The following is a 15,940-nucleotide window of genomic DNA, read 5'->3' on the forward strand; positions in this document are numbered from 1 at the left end:
AACGGGAAATTTATTGAGTGGCAGACGAATCAGGCGGGGTTTGCTGTTTGTCGTAGTAGTCAGTCAGAGTCTGTTTCGCCAACTGATTTTCTGGATCGTAATAGAGGGCGTTTTTAAGCCAGACGATACCCTGATCTTCTGAAATGTATTCTAAAAAAATCGTGCCGATCTCCGCACGCAGTTCTGCATTCTCGAGATCCTGTTGCAGCTGATAGAAGCATTCATCCAGCCGTTTCACCGCCTGCTGGGTCTCTTCGACAATTTTGAGTTGATCCTGTGCCTCTTCCAGCTTCCCCTGACCACGCAGGGCGTTCGCCAGGGCCAGCCGGGCTTTGCGATCTTTAGGATTACGCTCAAGTGCTTCCTGCAGATGAGCCAGAGCCTGTTCGTAATTCCCTGCAGCCAGCTCAAGCTGTCCCTGTTCCCGAGGAATGGCACTCTGGGCTTCGTAAGCGGGATCGCCGACGCGCTGAAAATCTTTCTGCATCCGGGCTTCTGATATCGCCTGTGCTTTTGCCAGCATTTCGCGTGCCTCATCTACTTCCTGCTGCATCCGTAAGCAGATCGCAGTACCGACAAGTGCTGCCGCGTGATCCGGCTGAAGTTCTGTGATGCTACGGTAGTTATCCAGCGCCGCTTCCACCTGATTTTGCGTCAGTCTGATTCGGGCCAGATTGTAAGCGGAAGGAATATGTTCCGGATCCAGTTTCAATGCCGATTCAAATTCGGTAACGGCCTGATTCCAGTCCCCTTCATGTTCCAGAATCCGTCCGCGATAATAATGCGGAAGAGGATCTTCGGGAAAATCGGCCTGCCAGACTTCGAGAACCCGTTTGGCATCATGAAAACGATAATTGAGCACGCAGCTGTTGACAAACGTCTCACAAATATCGGGGGCCCTTCCCCGTGGATCAATCAACATGTCTGCCAGATGCTGTTCCAGGTTTTGCAGATCACCAACCTGGGCTTCAACCAGCCACTGCTCCCGTTGCAGATCTTCCGTATTGCCGGTTAACTGATACAGTTTCGTCAAGTCTTTCACCGCAGACTCAATCTGACTGGAACGGCGATGGACACGCGCCATGATCAACAGGGTCTCTGGATTTTGAGTATCCGCTTCATAAGCGCGGGTAATCCACTGTAAGGCAGCTTCTGCGTGACGGTCTGCCAGCTGGCTCTCCGCCTGCCACTGACAAAAATTAATCCAGGCAGTCTTTCCCCAGAACACTCCGATCACTGTCAGCACAATCAATGCAGCCAGAACCTTAACCACCCGTCTGCGGGAGACGGAGGGCTCGCTGATTTCAGATTGGACCTCTGGAGCTGCCATGAATATTCGCCAGTGAGATGCGCATCGCTGGAATACCTGGATTAAGTGAATGACTTCCTGAAAGCAAGAAGTCTCTCACACAGATTGACTCTGATTCGATTATAGCAGCATTCCTGAATCGTTGTCGAACCTGTTTCAAGCACAGAAGATAAATACTTCTCTCTCGAATTGAGGTAATAAAAAACGCCGCGTCAGTTTACCAACGCGGCGTCACCTGTTCAGTTTAAACGAATTCGATCAGTGGGCGTGTTTCTCGCCATGTTCGTGGTCGTGGTCATGATCGTGAGCAGAGATTTCTCCCGTGTACGATTTGCCGTCGATCTCAAGAACCAGACGAGCCGTGGTATCTTTCTCGTGCAGCAGATCTCCCAGGGCCTTCTCTTTCAGTACAAACCGTGACGATTCCCCCTGGGGATCGGATTCTTCAGGTGCAGCGGTCAGTGTGAACTGCGACCCTTTGCCGTCATGCTTGACGTTCACGAGAATGCTTTCCGCTTTAATCGGAACATTCTTTTTCGCGGCACCATCCAGAATATAGACCGTGATCGCACCACTCTTTTCGTCGTGAACCAGTTCGCCATGATAGGCTTCTTTTCCGAGTTCGATCAACGAGCCATGATGCGGGCCTTCGGAAGGATGTTCGTGCCCATGATCGTGATCGTCCATCTCTTTATCTTCATGCGCCGTTTCGTCGAAGGTCTTGGTGTTCTGATCACTTTGATTCTGACATCCCACCAGGGCCAGTCCGAGTACACAGCACAATACCGTCAGCCAGTTCGCTTTGCGAATTTTCATTTTACAATCCTTTTCATTTAATTGATTAAGTTACAATTGTCAGTTTTGTCTATCGTTATTCATTCTGTTTTTAATGTGCGGTCGAAGCCGCCTGTTCTTCGCTTTCTTCCAGCAGAGGAATATCTTCCGTTCCCCGTTCGACAATCCGTGCTCCCGCCTCGCGTCCAAAACTCCAGAACAGAGCAGGACGGATGAAAAACTCCAGAATCGTACTACTGAGCAGCCCTCCGATGATCACCGTCGCGACCGGGTACAGAATTTCCTTACCCGCTTCTCCCTGCGCCATCGCCAGGGGAACCAGGCCGATGCCCGAGGTTAACGCCGTCATCAACACGGGTGCCAGGCGTTCCTGACCTGCTCGAATTATCATTTCGCGTGTCCAGCTTTCGCCTTCGTATTTCACCAGATGCAGATAATGGTTGAGCAGCAGAATTCCGTTCCGGGAGGCAATCCCCCCCAAAGAGATAAAACCAACCATGGCTGCGATGGTCAGAGTCTGTCCCGTAATGACCAGTGCGATCACCGAACCGATGAAGGCCATCGGCAGTGCCGCCATAACCTGCAGTGAGAAATTAACGGAATGGAACATCGTAAACAGCACCAGGAAGACGCCCAGCATCGAAACCACAAACAGGATTGAAATCAGTCGGGAAGCTGTCTGCTGATTCTCAAACTGCCCGCTGTATTCCACAAAATAGCCTGCGGGGAGTTTCTGAATAATCGGCTTCTGTTTCGCCTGAATGTCCTGTACGACGTCGACCAGGCCACGACCGGACACGTTACATTGTACGATGATCCGCTTCTGAACCTTTTCCCTGTTGATCGTATTGGGCCCGGACGATTCTGTAATCTCTGCGACCGAGGACAGGGGCGTTGTACCGCCGTCAGGCAAATTGATCGAAAGCCGTTTTAACGTCTCCCGATCTTCGCGGTACTGTTCGTCCATCCGAATCAACAGATCAAAGGTCCGTTGCCCCTGCAATACCTGGGAAACCACCATGCCGTTCATGGCGGTCTGAACATATTCATTCACATACGCGGGCGTCAGTCCATACAGTTTCAATTTATCCCGGTTGAGTTTGATCTGCAGTTGCGGGATCTCCACCTGTGGCTCAACCAGTACGTCAGTCACACCAGGTACCGAACGCATAGCGGCTCCCAGTTTTTGCGCTGTCGTCCGTAGAATGGTCAGATCCTCGCCATATATTTTAATTCCGACCTGGGCTTTCACGCCGGAAATCATATGGGAGATCAGGTGCGCCAGCGGTTGTTCTACGGAGATCACAATTCCGGGAATCGACTCCATCGAATGCCGGATCTCTTCCAGTACCGCTTCGCGTCCCCGTCCTGATTCAGGATCAAACGAGATAATGTATTCCGAGACGTTCACCCCTTCGGCATGTTCGTCGAGTTCCGCCCGGCCGGTGCGACGGGAAAAGGCAGCCACACCTTTGATTTTCTTTAACTGATCCATCACCGTACTGGCGATTTCATTCGATTTCTTCAGAGAGGTTCCAGGAGGTAGAACCACATTCAATTGCGCGACCCCTTCGTTAAAGGGGGGCAGGAAATCCTGTTCGAGCTGTATCAGGAACAGCCCTGCGATCAGCACACTGATAATCCCCAGCATCAGCAGAGGTTTCGCAAAACGGATACTGAAACCGATGACCATTCCAGCGCCCCATTTCAGGAGACGAAGCAGTGGTCCATCTTTGTGAGTGTGCTCACTTGCGTTTTCTTTATCCGATTTCTGAACGGGCGAACCGAATTTCTTACCGAGCAGCCAGTAAGACAACACGGGAGTCAGCGTCAGAGAAACCAGCAGTGATGACAGGATCGACACGATATAGGCCACACCCAGGGGTGTAAACAGACGACCTTCCATCCCGGACAATGCAAACAGAGGCAAGAACACCAGCACAACAATCACGGTTCCAAAGACAATGGAATTCCGGATTTCACAACTGGCCTGAAAGACGACCAGCAATGTCGGCTTGGGATTCTCGCGATAGCGATTCTCCTGTAAGCGGCGGAAAATATTCTCCACATCCACGATCGCGTCATCCACGAGTTCACCGATGGCCACCGCCAGGCCTCCCAGCGTCATCGTATTAATTGATAATCCGAAGACCGCGAAAATAATCGCCGTGATCGCAATCGATAAGGGAATCGCAGTGAGGGTAATAAACGTCGTGCGGAAGTTCATCAGGAACAGAAACAGAATAATCACCACCAGAATGCCCCCGTCCCGCAGGGCTTCGATCACATTCTCAATGGAACGGTCGATGAATGATTTCTGCGAGTAGAGTTCCGGCTGAATCCGAATGTCTTTGGGAAGCGAAGGCTTGAGTTCTTCCAGTGCCTTGAGCACATCGTTAGTCACCCGTCGCGTGTCGGCATTGGGTTGTTTATTGACGGTCAGCACCACCGCCGGTCCGCCGGCAAAGGTGCCATCTTCCTGCTTGATGAATGCGGAACTGTCCCCCCGTTTCACCTGGGCACCTTCGGTTACCCGGGCCACCTGGGAGAGCACAATCGGGCGTCCTTCCTGGCGGGTCACGACGACTTTCTTCAGATCGTCCAGCGACTGGATCCGGCCCAGTGCCCGTACCAGAAATTCGTTGGGCCCCTGTTCGTCCAGGTAGCCCCCGGTCGTATTCAGGTTACTCTGCTGGCAGGCCTCCCGCACCTCGTGCAGTGTGATCCCGTATTTGATCAGGGCTTCCGGATTGACGAGGACCTGGAACTGCTTGCGTCCGCCCCCCATCGTAAATACCTGGGAGACACCGGGAATGGTCAACAGCCGCTGACGAACCACCCAGTCCGCCAGGGTCCGGACTTCCAGGGGGGAAGTTTCATCGTCTTCACTCCACATCCCGAGCATCATGATCTGCCCCATGATGGAGGAGATCGGCGCCAGTTGAGGCTTGATGCCTTCGGGCAGACGATCGGTGACCAGTTGCAAACGTTCGTTGACAACCTGCCGGTCGTTGTAGATATCGGTGCCCCATTCGAATTCGACATAGATCACGGAAATCCCCACGCCGGAGGAACTTCTCACGGCCTGCACACCGGTAGCACCGTTGAGGGTGGTTTCCAGGGGAAAGGTAATCAATGATTCGACTTCTTCGGGCGCCATGCCTGGTGCTTCCGTCATCACCACCACTCGCGGGCGGTTGAGGTTGGGAAACACATCGATGGCCATATTCAGTGCCTGCCATGTTCCGAATCCGATCAGGAACAGGGAGAAGGCCAGCGTCAGGTGCCGCTGTTTCAGTGAAAAACGTATAATTGCATTGAGCATTGGATTCTTCCGTACCGGGAGTCACATTCAAGGGATGCACTAGAGCTTCAGACTGGTCTATAAGACGATCAGTGGTTGTGTCCCGCGTGGGGATCGACCGCACCACCGGCTTTGTTTTTCAAAGCCATCTGCATCTGATGTGCTCCCGTGAGTGCAATTTTGTCTCCGGGGAAAATCGCACCATCGTTTTGAATGACGGCCCAGAGCTGATCCTTATACAGGACATGCACTGGACGCCGATCAAAGTGATCGCCGTTCTCCTGAAAAACGAAACTCTCTGCCCCTTCGGTCGCGATTGCTTCCACGGGGACGACAATCTGCTTCTTCCAGGTTTCCACTGGAATCCGCAACTGCATCCTCTGTCCCGGCTTGAAACGCCACGTTATAAAGCGTTCTCCGTCCGAGCGTACGTTTTCATGCTCGACCTTATTCGGCAGATCGACAAAGACCGAAAAGATGCGTGCATCGGTTTCGATCTGGTTGTCCAGGTAATCGATCTGCAGGTTTTTAATCAGCTCTTTGTTTTTATTATTGATTTCCTGAATCGCTTCGACAGACCAGCCATTTTCCAGGCAGCGCGTTAATTCATCGGCTTCCTGTTCAAATGCCTGTCCTTTGAGATACAGGTCACTGTAATCAGCCAGGACACACAGCGTATCACCTGCCTGGACGAAGTCCCCTTTGCTGATATTCAACGACTGCACGATGAAGATGGATTTGTGGCGGGCATTGACCGTTCCCTGCGAACCGGGTGCGGGTGCTGAGATACGTTGAATTGCCATGTTAGGCAGTTGGACTTCTCCCGACTGACCGTGCAGCTGAGGGGCATACACCTGATGTTCTTTAATCAACCGACGGTTATCACGAATCTGGTCGACCTGACCTTCAGAGAAACCGTGCAGCAGCAGTGCCTCTCGTTGGGCTTTCAGAATTGCTTCCAGTTTTTCTTTGGCATACTCGCGTTCCAGCAGGACCTTACCGGCGATAACACCCTTATCCGTAATTTCCTTGATCCGGGCGATTTCCTTGTCTTCGACATCGAGTTCACCCAGCGTCTTCAGGAAGTCAGCCTGGGCCTGCACCAGGTCTTCATGGGTCAGGCGGATCTTGAAGAGTTCCCGACCTGGCTGCACCGCTTCACCTGCAATCACATTCACGTTGGTGATAATTCCGGTCATCGGTGCCACGACTTTCACGCGGGTCTTACCGGGTACTTCCACGACAATCGCAGGAATGGTCAGTGTGCGTGTGAACGCCTGCAGTTTCACGGGAATGACTTTCTCCTCTGTCAGACCGATATTCTTGCGTGCCTGGGAAGTCAGTTCCAGAGAGGTCGATTCTTCATGTCCCGCGTGATCGTGGTCATGATGATCCTCTTCCGATCCATGTTCGTCTGTTTCAGTTTTTGATTTTCCGTTTTCCGCCATGTCATTCACGGCAGGCAGCCATTGTTGCTGAGTCTTCCAGGCCAGCAGGCCAACGGGGATCAGGATCAGGAAAAATAAAATCCAGATCCAGTTCTGTTTGAGTTTTGATTGATTCATCACAGTCCTCGACGATGACAGCGCATCGGCTGTCGTGATAAGCGCAAGGGAAGTCGAATAGAACCGGTCTCATTTGAAGGTCCGCTGACAGTTTGAACAATCCGTGTCAGAGCAGAGGCCGGAGCGACAAGAGGTACTGCGGAGTGGTTAAATCAACCAGACAGTTGTCTGGGCCTGGGCGCGTACGCCCGGCGCGGCAAAAAGAAAGGCCGGGGGTAACTCACGCATCTGATTCACATACTGACGTTCCTGTGTGGAACAGATCAGTTCCCAGATGGGAAGCAGGCTGACCAGCTGCGACGATTCATCATCGACTTTGACAGTCGCTGCCGTCAGATAAGAACAACGCCCTTCATGGCAAGGGTCGGAATGCTGATGCATCGGATGTTCGTCCTGATGTTCCGCAGCTGCAGTGTGCTCTGCATGCGCATCATGATGAGCACACCCGCTTTCGTGATCATGGTGAGCGTGTTCGGCTTTTGAGTGTTCCTGCTCAGCTTCGTGTCCGCACAAGCCCAGGGGCTGACAGGAGTTAGTATGACCTGCATGAGCGTCATGCGCATGATGCCAGCCACAACCCAGCAATGTGTGGGTCAGCATGGAAAACAGCATCAAGATGACAGTCATACGTAAAATCATAATCGTTCCTGAGAGGAGTATCACTCTGCTGGAATCATGTCACTAAAACGGGAATGTGTCAAGCTCTCTCCTTTAGAATGCAAATTTGACTCCCAGAGAGCCCCTTCTACAATGAATTTCTCTAAGTGGTTTATGAGTGGTGCTTTATCAGAATGTTGAAAAAATGCCTCGCTGACAAAATCTGTTGCAGAATGGATCACACTGTGATCAAACCGACTCTCTCTGAAATGATAATCATCAGTTCCCTTATTGGTCTCCGCCAGCTAGACTGGAAAGTGCGCCAGTCAGATGAATCTTTCAAATGCTAAGTCGAGTTCAAGCAGGAACTCACTAAAGGAGTGAATTGTGTCTGCGAAATATCGCGTATTAATTACGGACCGTGCCTGGCCCGATTGTGAGGTCGAAAAACGAGAATTAGCCCGCGTGGAAGCCGAAGTTATTGAGGCCCCTCCCGGCGCGGATGAACAGACCCTGATCGAACATGCGACCGGCGTCGATGCGATCGCGACCTGCTGGGCCCAGGTCACCCGGCCCGTCATTGAAGCAGCTCCCGACTGTAAAACCATCGCTCGCCTGGGAATTGGTCTCGATAATATCGACGTGGAATATGCGACGTCACAGAAGATCCCGGTCACCAATGTGCCGGATTACTGCATCCCGGAAGTCGCCGACCATGCGATTGCCCTCATGCTGGCCAGTCTGCGGAATGTGGCCTATTTCCATCAGCAGACCAAACAGGGGGTCTATGATCTCTCCGCTGCCCCAATGCCCCGCCGGGTAAGTACGCTGACCATGGGACTGTTTGGTTTTGGATTGACCGGACAGGCGGTTGCAGAACGGGCCCGTGCGTTTGGCATGCAGGTGATCGCGACGAATTCGTCCGGTAACGATTATGGCACTGGTACGAAAATGGTCGATTTTGAGGAGCTACTGGCTGAAAGCGATGTGATCTCAATTCACGCCCCGCTGACGGAAGCCACCGAGCACCAGTTTGATGCGACTGCATTCGAGAAAATGAAGTCCACTTCACTGATTATTAATACGTCGCGCGGTGCGTTGATTGAATTCGACGCGCTCAAGTCGGCGATTCAGAATCAGAGCATTGCCGGTGCTGCTCTGGACGTGTTTGATCCGGAACCACCCGACCTGACCGATCCATTCTTTCAGCATGAACGGGTGATCGCAACTCCCCATGCGGCTTTCATTTCCAGCGAATCACTGGACGAACTTCGAGCACAGGCGGCCCGCCAGATAGCAGAGCTTCTCGTCGGTAAAGAGACGACGAATGTTGTAAACCCGGAAGCACTTGCATAACCGGTACCATCCGCAAATAGATGTCGAAAATCTGCATCATTGAATCCCTGAATGTCATCTTGTCGGACTTTCAATAAGCTAGGTTAAATATAGCTGTATTTAACTTTAGACCAAAAGCTTTACGAAAGGCTTCACAGATTCAGGCAGGTATGGATGGCCCCCGATAACAATTCTCCTCAATCCGATCACGCTGATCAGCGAATCGAATCGCCCGCGCTCCGCGAAGCGACTTCGGTTCCCGAGGGAGATGTTGCGCCTCAACCCGCCCGGCCGGAACGCCCTCAAAGCTCAGGGGAAGCGAAAGTCAGTTTCTCCGAACGTGAGCAGATCCGTGCCCTGGAAGCAGAACTGCTGGGAAAAGAGCAGCTCGTCGAAACGTTGACCGAACGACTCACCGAAGTCGCCGAGGAACTGGAAAAGAGCCAGCACAGCAGACAGGATCTGGCCAAGGTCGACAACAGAAGAATCAAAGAGCTGGAAGCCTGCCTGCGGGAAGAAGCGGAACTGGTGGAAACGCTCAAGGAACGCTTGACCGAAGTCGCCACTGAACTGGAGCGGTGCCAGAACAACCAGCAACACCCCGCGGAAACAGAGAGCCCCCGTCTGGCAGAACTGGAAGTGGAGCTCGCAGAAAAATCACAACTCGTCACCGACCTGAGCGGGCGACTCTCCGAGGTCGAGGCCGAACTCGAACAGAGCCGCCGCGCGTACCAGGAACTCTCTGCGTCAGAAAAACAAAAGGTCCAGACACTCGAAACTGAGCTGCAGGAAAAAGACCAGCTCGTGGTCATGCTCACCGAGCGACTGGAACAGGTCGCCGAACAGCTCGATCGTCGGCACCGTAGCGGTGCAGACCGGGGCATGACGGTCTCCGGGGGCATTCCCCGTGAAGTGATCGAAGAACAGCAGAAAATTGCACAGGATCTGCAAGCCTTCATGGAACAGATGCAGGGCGCGGAGACCGAGTCTTCCCTGGCCCGCATTGAAATGCAGATCGCCGAACTCAAAAAGATGGTCGAAGACGGGTTCGAAAAAGGTCCCGTCGCTGCGAAACCGTCTACCCTGGTGGATTACCTCTCCGCACCCAGTATTCCTGCGGTAGAAGAAAGTCCGCTGGAAAGCGAAGTGGAACAACAGGAGTCTGAGCCAGAAGAAGCCCCCGAGGCCTGCAGTGAGCCAGCTGCGGATCCGAATGTGAGTGGCTGGGAAGCCATGAAGCAGAAGCTGCTCTCAGGTCAGGGAGTCGATGTCTCCAGTGATCTGCCGGAGAAAAAAGCACATGCTCCTGCACCTCCAGTGCCTCAACCAGAGCCCGTTGAACAGAACAGTGCCCTGCTCTCCGGTGGCACAGGTCGTACCCTGGCCAGCTACAAGCCTCCCTTGCCGGATGCCCCCGCTGAAATTGACTATGACCAGGCTTCACACGAAGATCTGACCGCAGCCATTCGGGAACGGGATCAATACATCGGGCTGTTGATCAAGCGTCTGAGAGAAGCCGAAACCGCTGTAATTCCAGTCAACTGGGAAGCGATCAACAATGCTCCTGAAGAGCTCGTGAAACATCTGCAGACACTGCAGCACGATCTGGAACACAACCTGGGACTGGCCGAAGTCGAGATCTCAATCGAACGAGCACGTCTCTCCCGTACCGAACTGATGCTGCAAAACCGCGAAGAACAGATTCGCAAAAAGGAAAAACAGCTTGGTCTGAACCTCGAACGCGGCGAAGACGAAGCGGTTCCCGAGGAAAAGCAGCTCAACGACGATCAGAAGAAACGCTGGCTCGGCTTTTTGAATTAACCAGTCCGCCCTATTACGGAATCTGCTTGCCTCGTTGATGCTTCTGGTTCGCCACACCGGTCATCTCTGCCCACTCCTGCCAGGCGGCTTTCATCTGTGCGACCCGTTCCGGATAGTGGGACGCCAGATTATTGGTCTCGGTGCGATCCTGTTCCAGATCGTACAGCTCCCAGCGATTGATGGTTCGATCCGCCACCAGTTTCCATTTCCCCTGTCGGACCGCCTGATTGTTGCGCAGTTCCCAGAACAGGGACTCGTGCGGCTGGCGCGTCTCTCCCTGGAAAATCGGCAGCATGCTCTTCCCTTCCACCGGGATAATCTTATGACCTGCATAGGTTTCCGGGTACGTTGTCTCCGCGAGTTCGATGCAGGTCGGCATCACATCGATAATATGTGCCGGCTGGCGGGTCAGACTGGCGGGAGCCACATGTCCGGGCCAGCGGACAATCAGCGGAGTCGAAATGCCCCCTTCATGCATCCAGGTTTTAAAACGACGGAACGGTGTGTTCTGCGGGAACGCCCAACTGGGTCCGCAGGTCGTGTAGTATTCTTTGGGACCGGGTTCCTGCTGGGGATTCGCACCTCCCGGCTCGCTGGCATCAGGACCATTGTCCGACAGGAACATCACAATCGTATTCTCATCCACGCCGGTCTGTTTGAGTGTCTGCATCAGGCGGCCGATATTCTGGTCCATGCAGTCAATCATCGCCGCATAGACTTCCATGCGTCGCTGCTGCCAGTCGCGGGGGTACTTGTCCTTTTCCCAGTCAGCGGACTCCGGATCCCGTTCGGGCAGCTTCCACTGAGGATCGACGAGCCCCATTTTCAATTGTCGTTGATAGCGTTCTTCCCGCAGCGCTTCCCAGCCTGCGGCATAACGGCCTTTGTACTTCGCGATGTCTTTCGGCTTCGCGTGCAACGGATAGTGAGGCGCGGTGTAACAGAGATGCAGAAAGAAAGGCTGGTCTGTTTTCGCGTAGCCTTTGATCTGTTCGATCGCGTGATCGGTAAAGGCATCGGTCGTGTAAAAGTCATCGGGGAACTCGGTGATCCGCGTGGTGTTTTTTGCGAAGAAGCGGTATCCGCCCCCGGAACTGCCCCACTTGTATTTGGGATCACGGTAATAAGGATCAAAGAAATTGCAGCAGCCATCCAGCAGACCGTAATAGTCTTCGAACCCACGATAAACGGGGTGCGTGGTCTCGGTACGTCCCAGGTGCCACTTGCCGCTGAGGGCCGTCTGATAACCGGCCTGCTTGAGCACTTCACCGAGTGTCACCATATTCATTGTCAGATGAGGTCGGGGATAACGGGGATAGAGCCCGGTCACCAGTGAAGCCCGCGTGGTCCAGCAGACCGCGTTATTGTAGAACTGGGTGAACCGCAGACCTTCCCGGGCCATCCGATCCAGGTTGGGTGTCTGTACTTCACCGCCGTAACAACCGAGGTCCGACCAGCCCATGTCATCACACATGATCAGAATGATGTTGGGCCGCTGCTTTGACTTGTCAGGTTCTGCAGACCTGGCGGATTCAAAACACGAAATACAGACCACAAGACAACAAAAGACACGCAAAGCTAGAGAAATCATATTGAACTTTACCTTTGGGAAACTTCGGATGGTTACTGATTTCTACTATAAACGCTGTCTCAATCTGATGTGAGTCTATCGGCATATTTTTCTTGAATTCACTTTCTAGCCATGCGATGCCAGTCTATTCCTTTGACTAGCCAACTCATTTGTGTAATTGTCTCCAGGTAACGCATCTGCCAGTTCTCGTCCAGTCGGTCCTCGATCGATGCATGAAATCGCAGAGGATCCACAAGTGAGAATGCGTTTACGAAATGCACCAAAAAATGTCCGCTCACTTGAGCCGAAGTAACCATTTGATCGAGGATCTTTTCTGAACCACAGAGATCCACCATTGCCAGATAACTGATATTACTGAATGATGTCACAGCTTGATCATATAGCATTGTCTTACTATCACTACTCGCCAGAATGACAGGATCCCCAACCCAGCGTCCTGTCATATCTAAAGTACCGTCCAAATCTGAGATAAGATGCTTCAGAACTATCCCTGTGTAAGTATCTCCTAAAAAGCCCCGAAAAAAATTGGCACCCAATAAGTAACCTGGCTCGAAATACTCTTCTTTAGCAGGATTTACTAAACAGCAATTCGACCCCATTTCTTGTCTCCCGGTAAGTTCACTGGCAAGATTTCATTTCAACGTATCTTATCAGGACAAGAAACTGAATACTCAGGCTCGCCAGAGACTGGCATTGTTTATGGCAAATCAGAGAAAAGTCGGACTGTCAGTAAGTCATGAAGGCGAATAATCACCTGTCTGTCGACATGTAATGCAATACTGCTGCAGGTCCAGGAAGGAGGCTTTGATCGACTCGACCAGTTGTTCGCCGGTCTCTGCATCGGGAATGGTTTCTCCAATGATCACATCGCAGTTAAAGGGGACCAGCAGCGCTTCACCCCGTGGCAGTGCCCGGCCCAGTCCGTGCATCATTACGGGGGTCAGTCTCGTATCGGAGCGATCATGCACGATGTGATAGACGCCTCGTTTGATTTCACTCAATTCTTCGGGATTACCGCGACTGCCTTCCGGGAACAGGATCAGAATCTCGCCCCGATCCAGTGCCTCGTGACAGCCCGCGAACAGTTCGCTCTTGCGCATGCGTCCGGTCCGCTGAATGGGAATGATGCCCAGACAGTTTTTGGAAAACCAGGAGAGATAGCGATTCTTCAGGAAATAATCGGCGGCCGCTACGGGACGCACCTTATGCAGACGCGACAGGGGATACAGGCTCATCAGCACCAGGGCATCAAGGTGACTGTTATGATTGGCGACGACGATCGACGGACCCTCGACAGGCAGGTTCTGTTTACCTCGCAAGTTCAGTCCGAGAATGATAATCACGATCGGTCTGACGATGAGCGCAAAAAACAGGATTTTGAGTACCCGCTCCATAGTTCTGTCACTCCACAGCTCAGAAACTCATGTAATAGAGGTAATGAAAAAACAGTGGCGATGTGAAAATCAGGCTGTCGCAGCGGTCCAGGATACCGCCGTGCCCGGGAATCAGCGAACCGCTGTCTTTGATCTCCAGGTCACGTTTGATCGATGAGATCACGACGTCGCCGATAAATCCCGAGACGCTGATCAGCAGGCCTGCCAGCAGACTGAAGCGGAAATTCAACGGTGTCAGAAACGGTCCCAGAAAACCGGAAACCAGTGCAATGGTCAGTAATCCTCCGATGAACCCTTCCCAGGTCTTATTCGGACTGACTTTGGGAATAATCTTGTGGCGTCCCAGCAGTTTGCCCCAGATAAACTGGCACACGTCATTGAACTGGGTCATGAATAACAGGAAGATCACCAGCCCCATGCCGCCGGCTTCAGCGTTCTTTACCGGCAGCATCAGCAGGTAGGCGATGTGACTCAGACAGAAGACAGTCAGCATGACGGCCCAGTGAATGATGCCTGCAGAATGAATGAAGCCGCGCGTCTCTCCAATCAGCACCATCCGCATCGGAAGAAACAGGAACAGGTAGACTGGAATAAAGATGATAAACAGACCATACCAGCCGATGCTGACCAGGTAGTATTGCACGGGAATCGACAGGTAGGCCCAGAACAGCACACGCCGATCCGCCTGCCTTGTAGGGACGATCGAAAAGAACTCTTTGAGTGCCAGGAAGCTGATAAAGGCAAAGAGGATGATGGCCGTCGTGCGACTCACAATCAGGCAGAGAAACAGAATGCCGATCATCCACCACCAGGACTGAATCCGCTGACGCAGTTCGGTATAGTCCTTTTCCGGCTTGAGTCGCTTGAGAGTCAGTCGACAGGTTGTAGCCGTGACCAGCAGACCGAAGACGACCAGCATTGCATACAGAGAATGCGGAGGGATCTCCCACATGATCAGGCCTCCAGAAATCGATAGGCAGAAACGGCGCGGCGGATGCACGTCACAACCGCTCCCAGGATGATCACGATCAAAGCGATCAATAAGCAGTAATCAGAGTGCCAGACCAGCGTTTCGATTGCGGTCAACACACAGGCGATCGTCAGCACAGCCATGCGATGCTGCTTGGCCATGGGGCCTTTGAAGTCGACGGGCGCCCCGATGCTGGCACTCAGCGTGCGGATGTAGGCCGTCATCACAGCCAGTAACCCCGCACACCAACCCAGTTCGGCACCGTAGGCGACCATATGCACGGCATAACCGGCTGAAACCAGGATCAGCGGGTCAGCGATCCGGTCCGGAATATCGTTGAACAGTTCGCCCGAATTCGTTTTCTTGCCCCCCTCAACGGCGACCATCCCATCGAAGAGGTTACACAGCAGTCGGCACTGGATCATCAATCCCGCCAGAATTAACAGCCACCAGTGTGCATACAATGCAAAGCAGATAAAACCGGCTGCCGCCAGAGCCGCGAACAGAATGCTGATCACGGAAATCTGGTTGGGGGTGATCTGCTTACCGCTCAGGTAACGCGCGAACGCGACAACGAATTTCACTTCGCGAACCTTGAGCGGTCGTCTGGTGCCGGTGTCATTCATATTGGGTCGTCCCCTGCTGCTGATGAATGCGGAGTAATCTCCAGGATGTAAACATACAGAACGAAAACGCGACCATCAGGGCCGGTAAGATCGTGGCGATGATCCGCGGGGTTCCCATCAGGGTGTGTACATTGACCAGGCAGAAGCCGGTGAAGCAGATCACAATCAACGCCGGCACCACAACTTTGACCAGCGGTCGATCAAAGCGATGAAACAGGTGAGTCACCGCCTGCACCATGAACAGTGTGATCATAAAACTGGCGGTTCCCTGGGTGAGGGCTGCAACCACTCCCTGCTGTGCGGACTCCCCGGAGTTCATCACATAGGCCCAGCTTCCCCAGAGCAGAAATGCCAGACCAGCCGAGATCAGGTTAAACAGTTTTGATGTGCGAATATTCTGTGTCATGAAAGCAAACCATATTTATCAATGAAGCGTTTATTCTCTGCCGGACAGCCCTACCTTGACGTCCGGATGAAACCATAGTGTCGGCTGGCAAGCGGTTAGGCAAGCTCCGCTACAGACGAATTCCCGCAGTTTTACTGCCTCTGCCTAAGTACAGGGCGATATTCTCTCCCCTTTACCACGGCCTTTTTGAAAGATTTTTTCTATTCCGTGGAAATCCATTGTCTGAC

The 15,940-nt window shown here is 52.8% G+C and carries 13 protein-coding genes; 2 read left to right on the top strand and 11 right to left on the bottom strand.

The features are described from left to right. Positions 1-10 precede the first annotated feature (10 nt). The 5 genes from HG66A1_RS21910 to HG66A1_RS21930 form a co-directional block, all read right to left on the bottom strand. Entirely contained in the window at positions 11-1,330 is a 1,320-nt protein-coding gene (locus HG66A1_RS21910) for a tetratricopeptide repeat protein (RefSeq protein ID WP_145189016.1), read from the bottom strand. Between the two features lie 237 nt (positions 1,331-1,567). Continuing rightward, positions 1,568-2,125, bottom strand: a complete 558-nt coding sequence (locus HG66A1_RS21915; RefSeq protein ID WP_145189018.1) for a hypothetical protein — start codon at positions 2,123-2,125, stop codon at positions 1,568-1,570. A gap of 70 nt (positions 2,126-2,195) precedes the next feature. Continuing rightward, positions 2,196-5,429, bottom strand: coding sequence for an efflux RND transporter permease subunit (locus tag HG66A1_RS21920; protein ID WP_145189021.1), 3,234 nt, complete (start codon positions 5,427-5,429; stop codon positions 2,196-2,198). A gap of 68 nt (positions 5,430-5,497) precedes the next feature. Continuing rightward, positions 5,498-6,973 (bottom strand): efflux RND transporter periplasmic adaptor subunit, encoded by a 1,476-nt coding sequence (locus tag HG66A1_RS21925; RefSeq protein ID WP_145189024.1) that lies wholly within the window; start codon positions 6,971-6,973, stop codon positions 5,498-5,500. Between the two features lie 147 nt (positions 6,974-7,120). Beyond that, a complete protein-coding gene (locus HG66A1_RS21930) occupies positions 7,121-7,612 on the bottom strand; it encodes a hypothetical protein (protein ID WP_145189027.1) in 492 nt (163 codons plus the stop codon). A gap of 345 nt (positions 7,613-7,957) precedes the next feature. On the opposite strand from HG66A1_RS21930, the gene HG66A1_RS21935 reads away from it, so the two are divergent. Next, positions 7,958-8,926 carry a C-terminal binding protein gene (locus tag HG66A1_RS21935; protein WP_145189030.1) on the top strand — a complete coding sequence of 323 codons (969 nt, stop codon included), beginning with the start codon at positions 7,958-7,960 and terminating at the stop codon, positions 8,924-8,926. Positions 8,927-9,079: 153 nt separating this feature from the next. Continuing rightward, positions 9,080-10,726, top strand: a complete 1,647-nt coding sequence (locus tag HG66A1_RS21940; protein ID WP_145189033.1) for a hypothetical protein — start codon at positions 9,080-9,082, stop codon at positions 10,724-10,726. 13 nt (positions 10,727-10,739) lie between these two features. On the opposite strand, the gene HG66A1_RS21945 is transcribed toward HG66A1_RS21940, so the two are convergent. From HG66A1_RS21945 to HG66A1_RS21970, 6 genes are all read right to left on the bottom strand, one after another. Next, complete coding sequence (locus HG66A1_RS21945) at positions 10,740-12,317, bottom strand: arylsulfatase (RefSeq protein ID WP_145189036.1); 1,578 nt, start codon at positions 12,315-12,317, stop codon at positions 10,740-10,742. 98 nt (positions 12,318-12,415) lie between these two features. Then, positions 12,416-12,916, bottom strand: a complete 501-nt coding sequence (locus tag HG66A1_RS21950) for a hypothetical protein (RefSeq protein ID WP_145189039.1) — start codon at positions 12,914-12,916, stop codon at positions 12,416-12,418. Positions 12,917-13,051: 135 nt separating this feature from the next. Continuing rightward, entirely contained in the window at positions 13,052-13,711 is a 660-nt protein-coding gene (locus HG66A1_RS21955; protein ID WP_145189041.1) for a lysophospholipid acyltransferase family protein, read from the bottom strand. 19 nt (positions 13,712-13,730) lie between these two features. Next, complete coding sequence (locus tag HG66A1_RS21960; RefSeq protein ID WP_145189044.1) at positions 13,731-14,663, bottom strand: phosphatidate cytidylyltransferase; 933 nt, start codon at positions 14,661-14,663, stop codon at positions 13,731-13,733. 2 nt (positions 14,664-14,665) lie between these two features. Continuing rightward, complete coding sequence (locus tag HG66A1_RS21965; RefSeq protein WP_145042448.1) at positions 14,666-15,307, bottom strand: CDP-alcohol phosphatidyltransferase family protein; 642 nt, start codon at positions 15,305-15,307, stop codon at positions 14,666-14,668. Next, complete coding sequence (locus HG66A1_RS21970) at positions 15,300-15,713, bottom strand: hypothetical protein (protein WP_145189047.1); 414 nt, start codon at positions 15,711-15,713, stop codon at positions 15,300-15,302. The genes HG66A1_RS21965 and HG66A1_RS21970 overlap by 8 nt, the downstream gene beginning before the upstream one ends. Between the last annotated feature and the right edge of the window lie 227 nt (positions 15,714-15,940).

This window comes from Gimesia chilikensis, from assembly GCF_007744075.1.
GTDB classification, from domain to species: Bacteria; Planctomycetota; Planctomycetia; order Planctomycetales; family Planctomycetaceae; genus Gimesia; species Gimesia chilikensis_A.

Bases quoted from the DNA above. Each gene is read 5' to 3' on its own strand.
- HG66A1_RS21925 (WP_145189024.1), bottom strand. From the start codon at position 6,973: ATGAATCAATCAAAACTCAAACAGAACTGGATCTGGATTTTATTTTTC.
- HG66A1_RS21965 (WP_145042448.1), bottom strand. From the start codon at position 15,307: ATGAATGACACCGGCACCAGACGACCGCTCAAGGTTCGCGAAGTGAAA.
- HG66A1_RS21930 (WP_145189027.1), bottom strand. From the start codon at position 7,612: ATGATTTTACGTATGACTGTCATCTTGATGCTGTTTTCCATGCTGACC.
- HG66A1_RS21910 (WP_145189016.1), bottom strand. From the start codon at position 1,330: ATGGCAGCTCCAGAGGTCCAATCTGAAATCAGCGAGCCCTCCGTCTCC.
- HG66A1_RS21950 (WP_145189039.1), bottom strand. From the start codon at position 12,916: ATGGGGTCGAATTGCTGTTTAGTAAATCCTGCTAAAGAAGAGTATTTC.
- HG66A1_RS21940 (WP_145189033.1), top strand. From the start codon at position 9,080: ATGGCCCCCGATAACAATTCTCCTCAATCCGATCACGCTGATCAGCGA.
- HG66A1_RS21945 (WP_145189036.1), bottom strand. From the start codon at position 12,317: ATGATTTCTCTAGCTTTGCGTGTCTTTTGTTGTCTTGTGGTCTGTATT.
- HG66A1_RS21970 (WP_145189047.1), bottom strand. From the start codon at position 15,713: ATGACACAGAATATTCGCACATCAAAACTGTTTAACCTGATCTCGGCT.
- HG66A1_RS21955 (WP_145189041.1), bottom strand. From the start codon at position 13,711: ATGGAGCGGGTACTCAAAATCCTGTTTTTTGCGCTCATCGTCAGACCG.
- HG66A1_RS21920 (WP_145189021.1), bottom strand. From the start codon at position 5,429: ATGCTCAATGCAATTATACGTTTTTCACTGAAACAGCGGCACCTGACG.
- HG66A1_RS21915 (WP_145189018.1), bottom strand. From the start codon at position 2,125: ATGAAAATTCGCAAAGCGAACTGGCTGACGGTATTGTGCTGTGTACTC.
- HG66A1_RS21960 (WP_145189044.1), bottom strand. From the start codon at position 14,663: ATGTGGGAGATCCCTCCGCATTCTCTGTATGCAATGCTGGTCGTCTTC.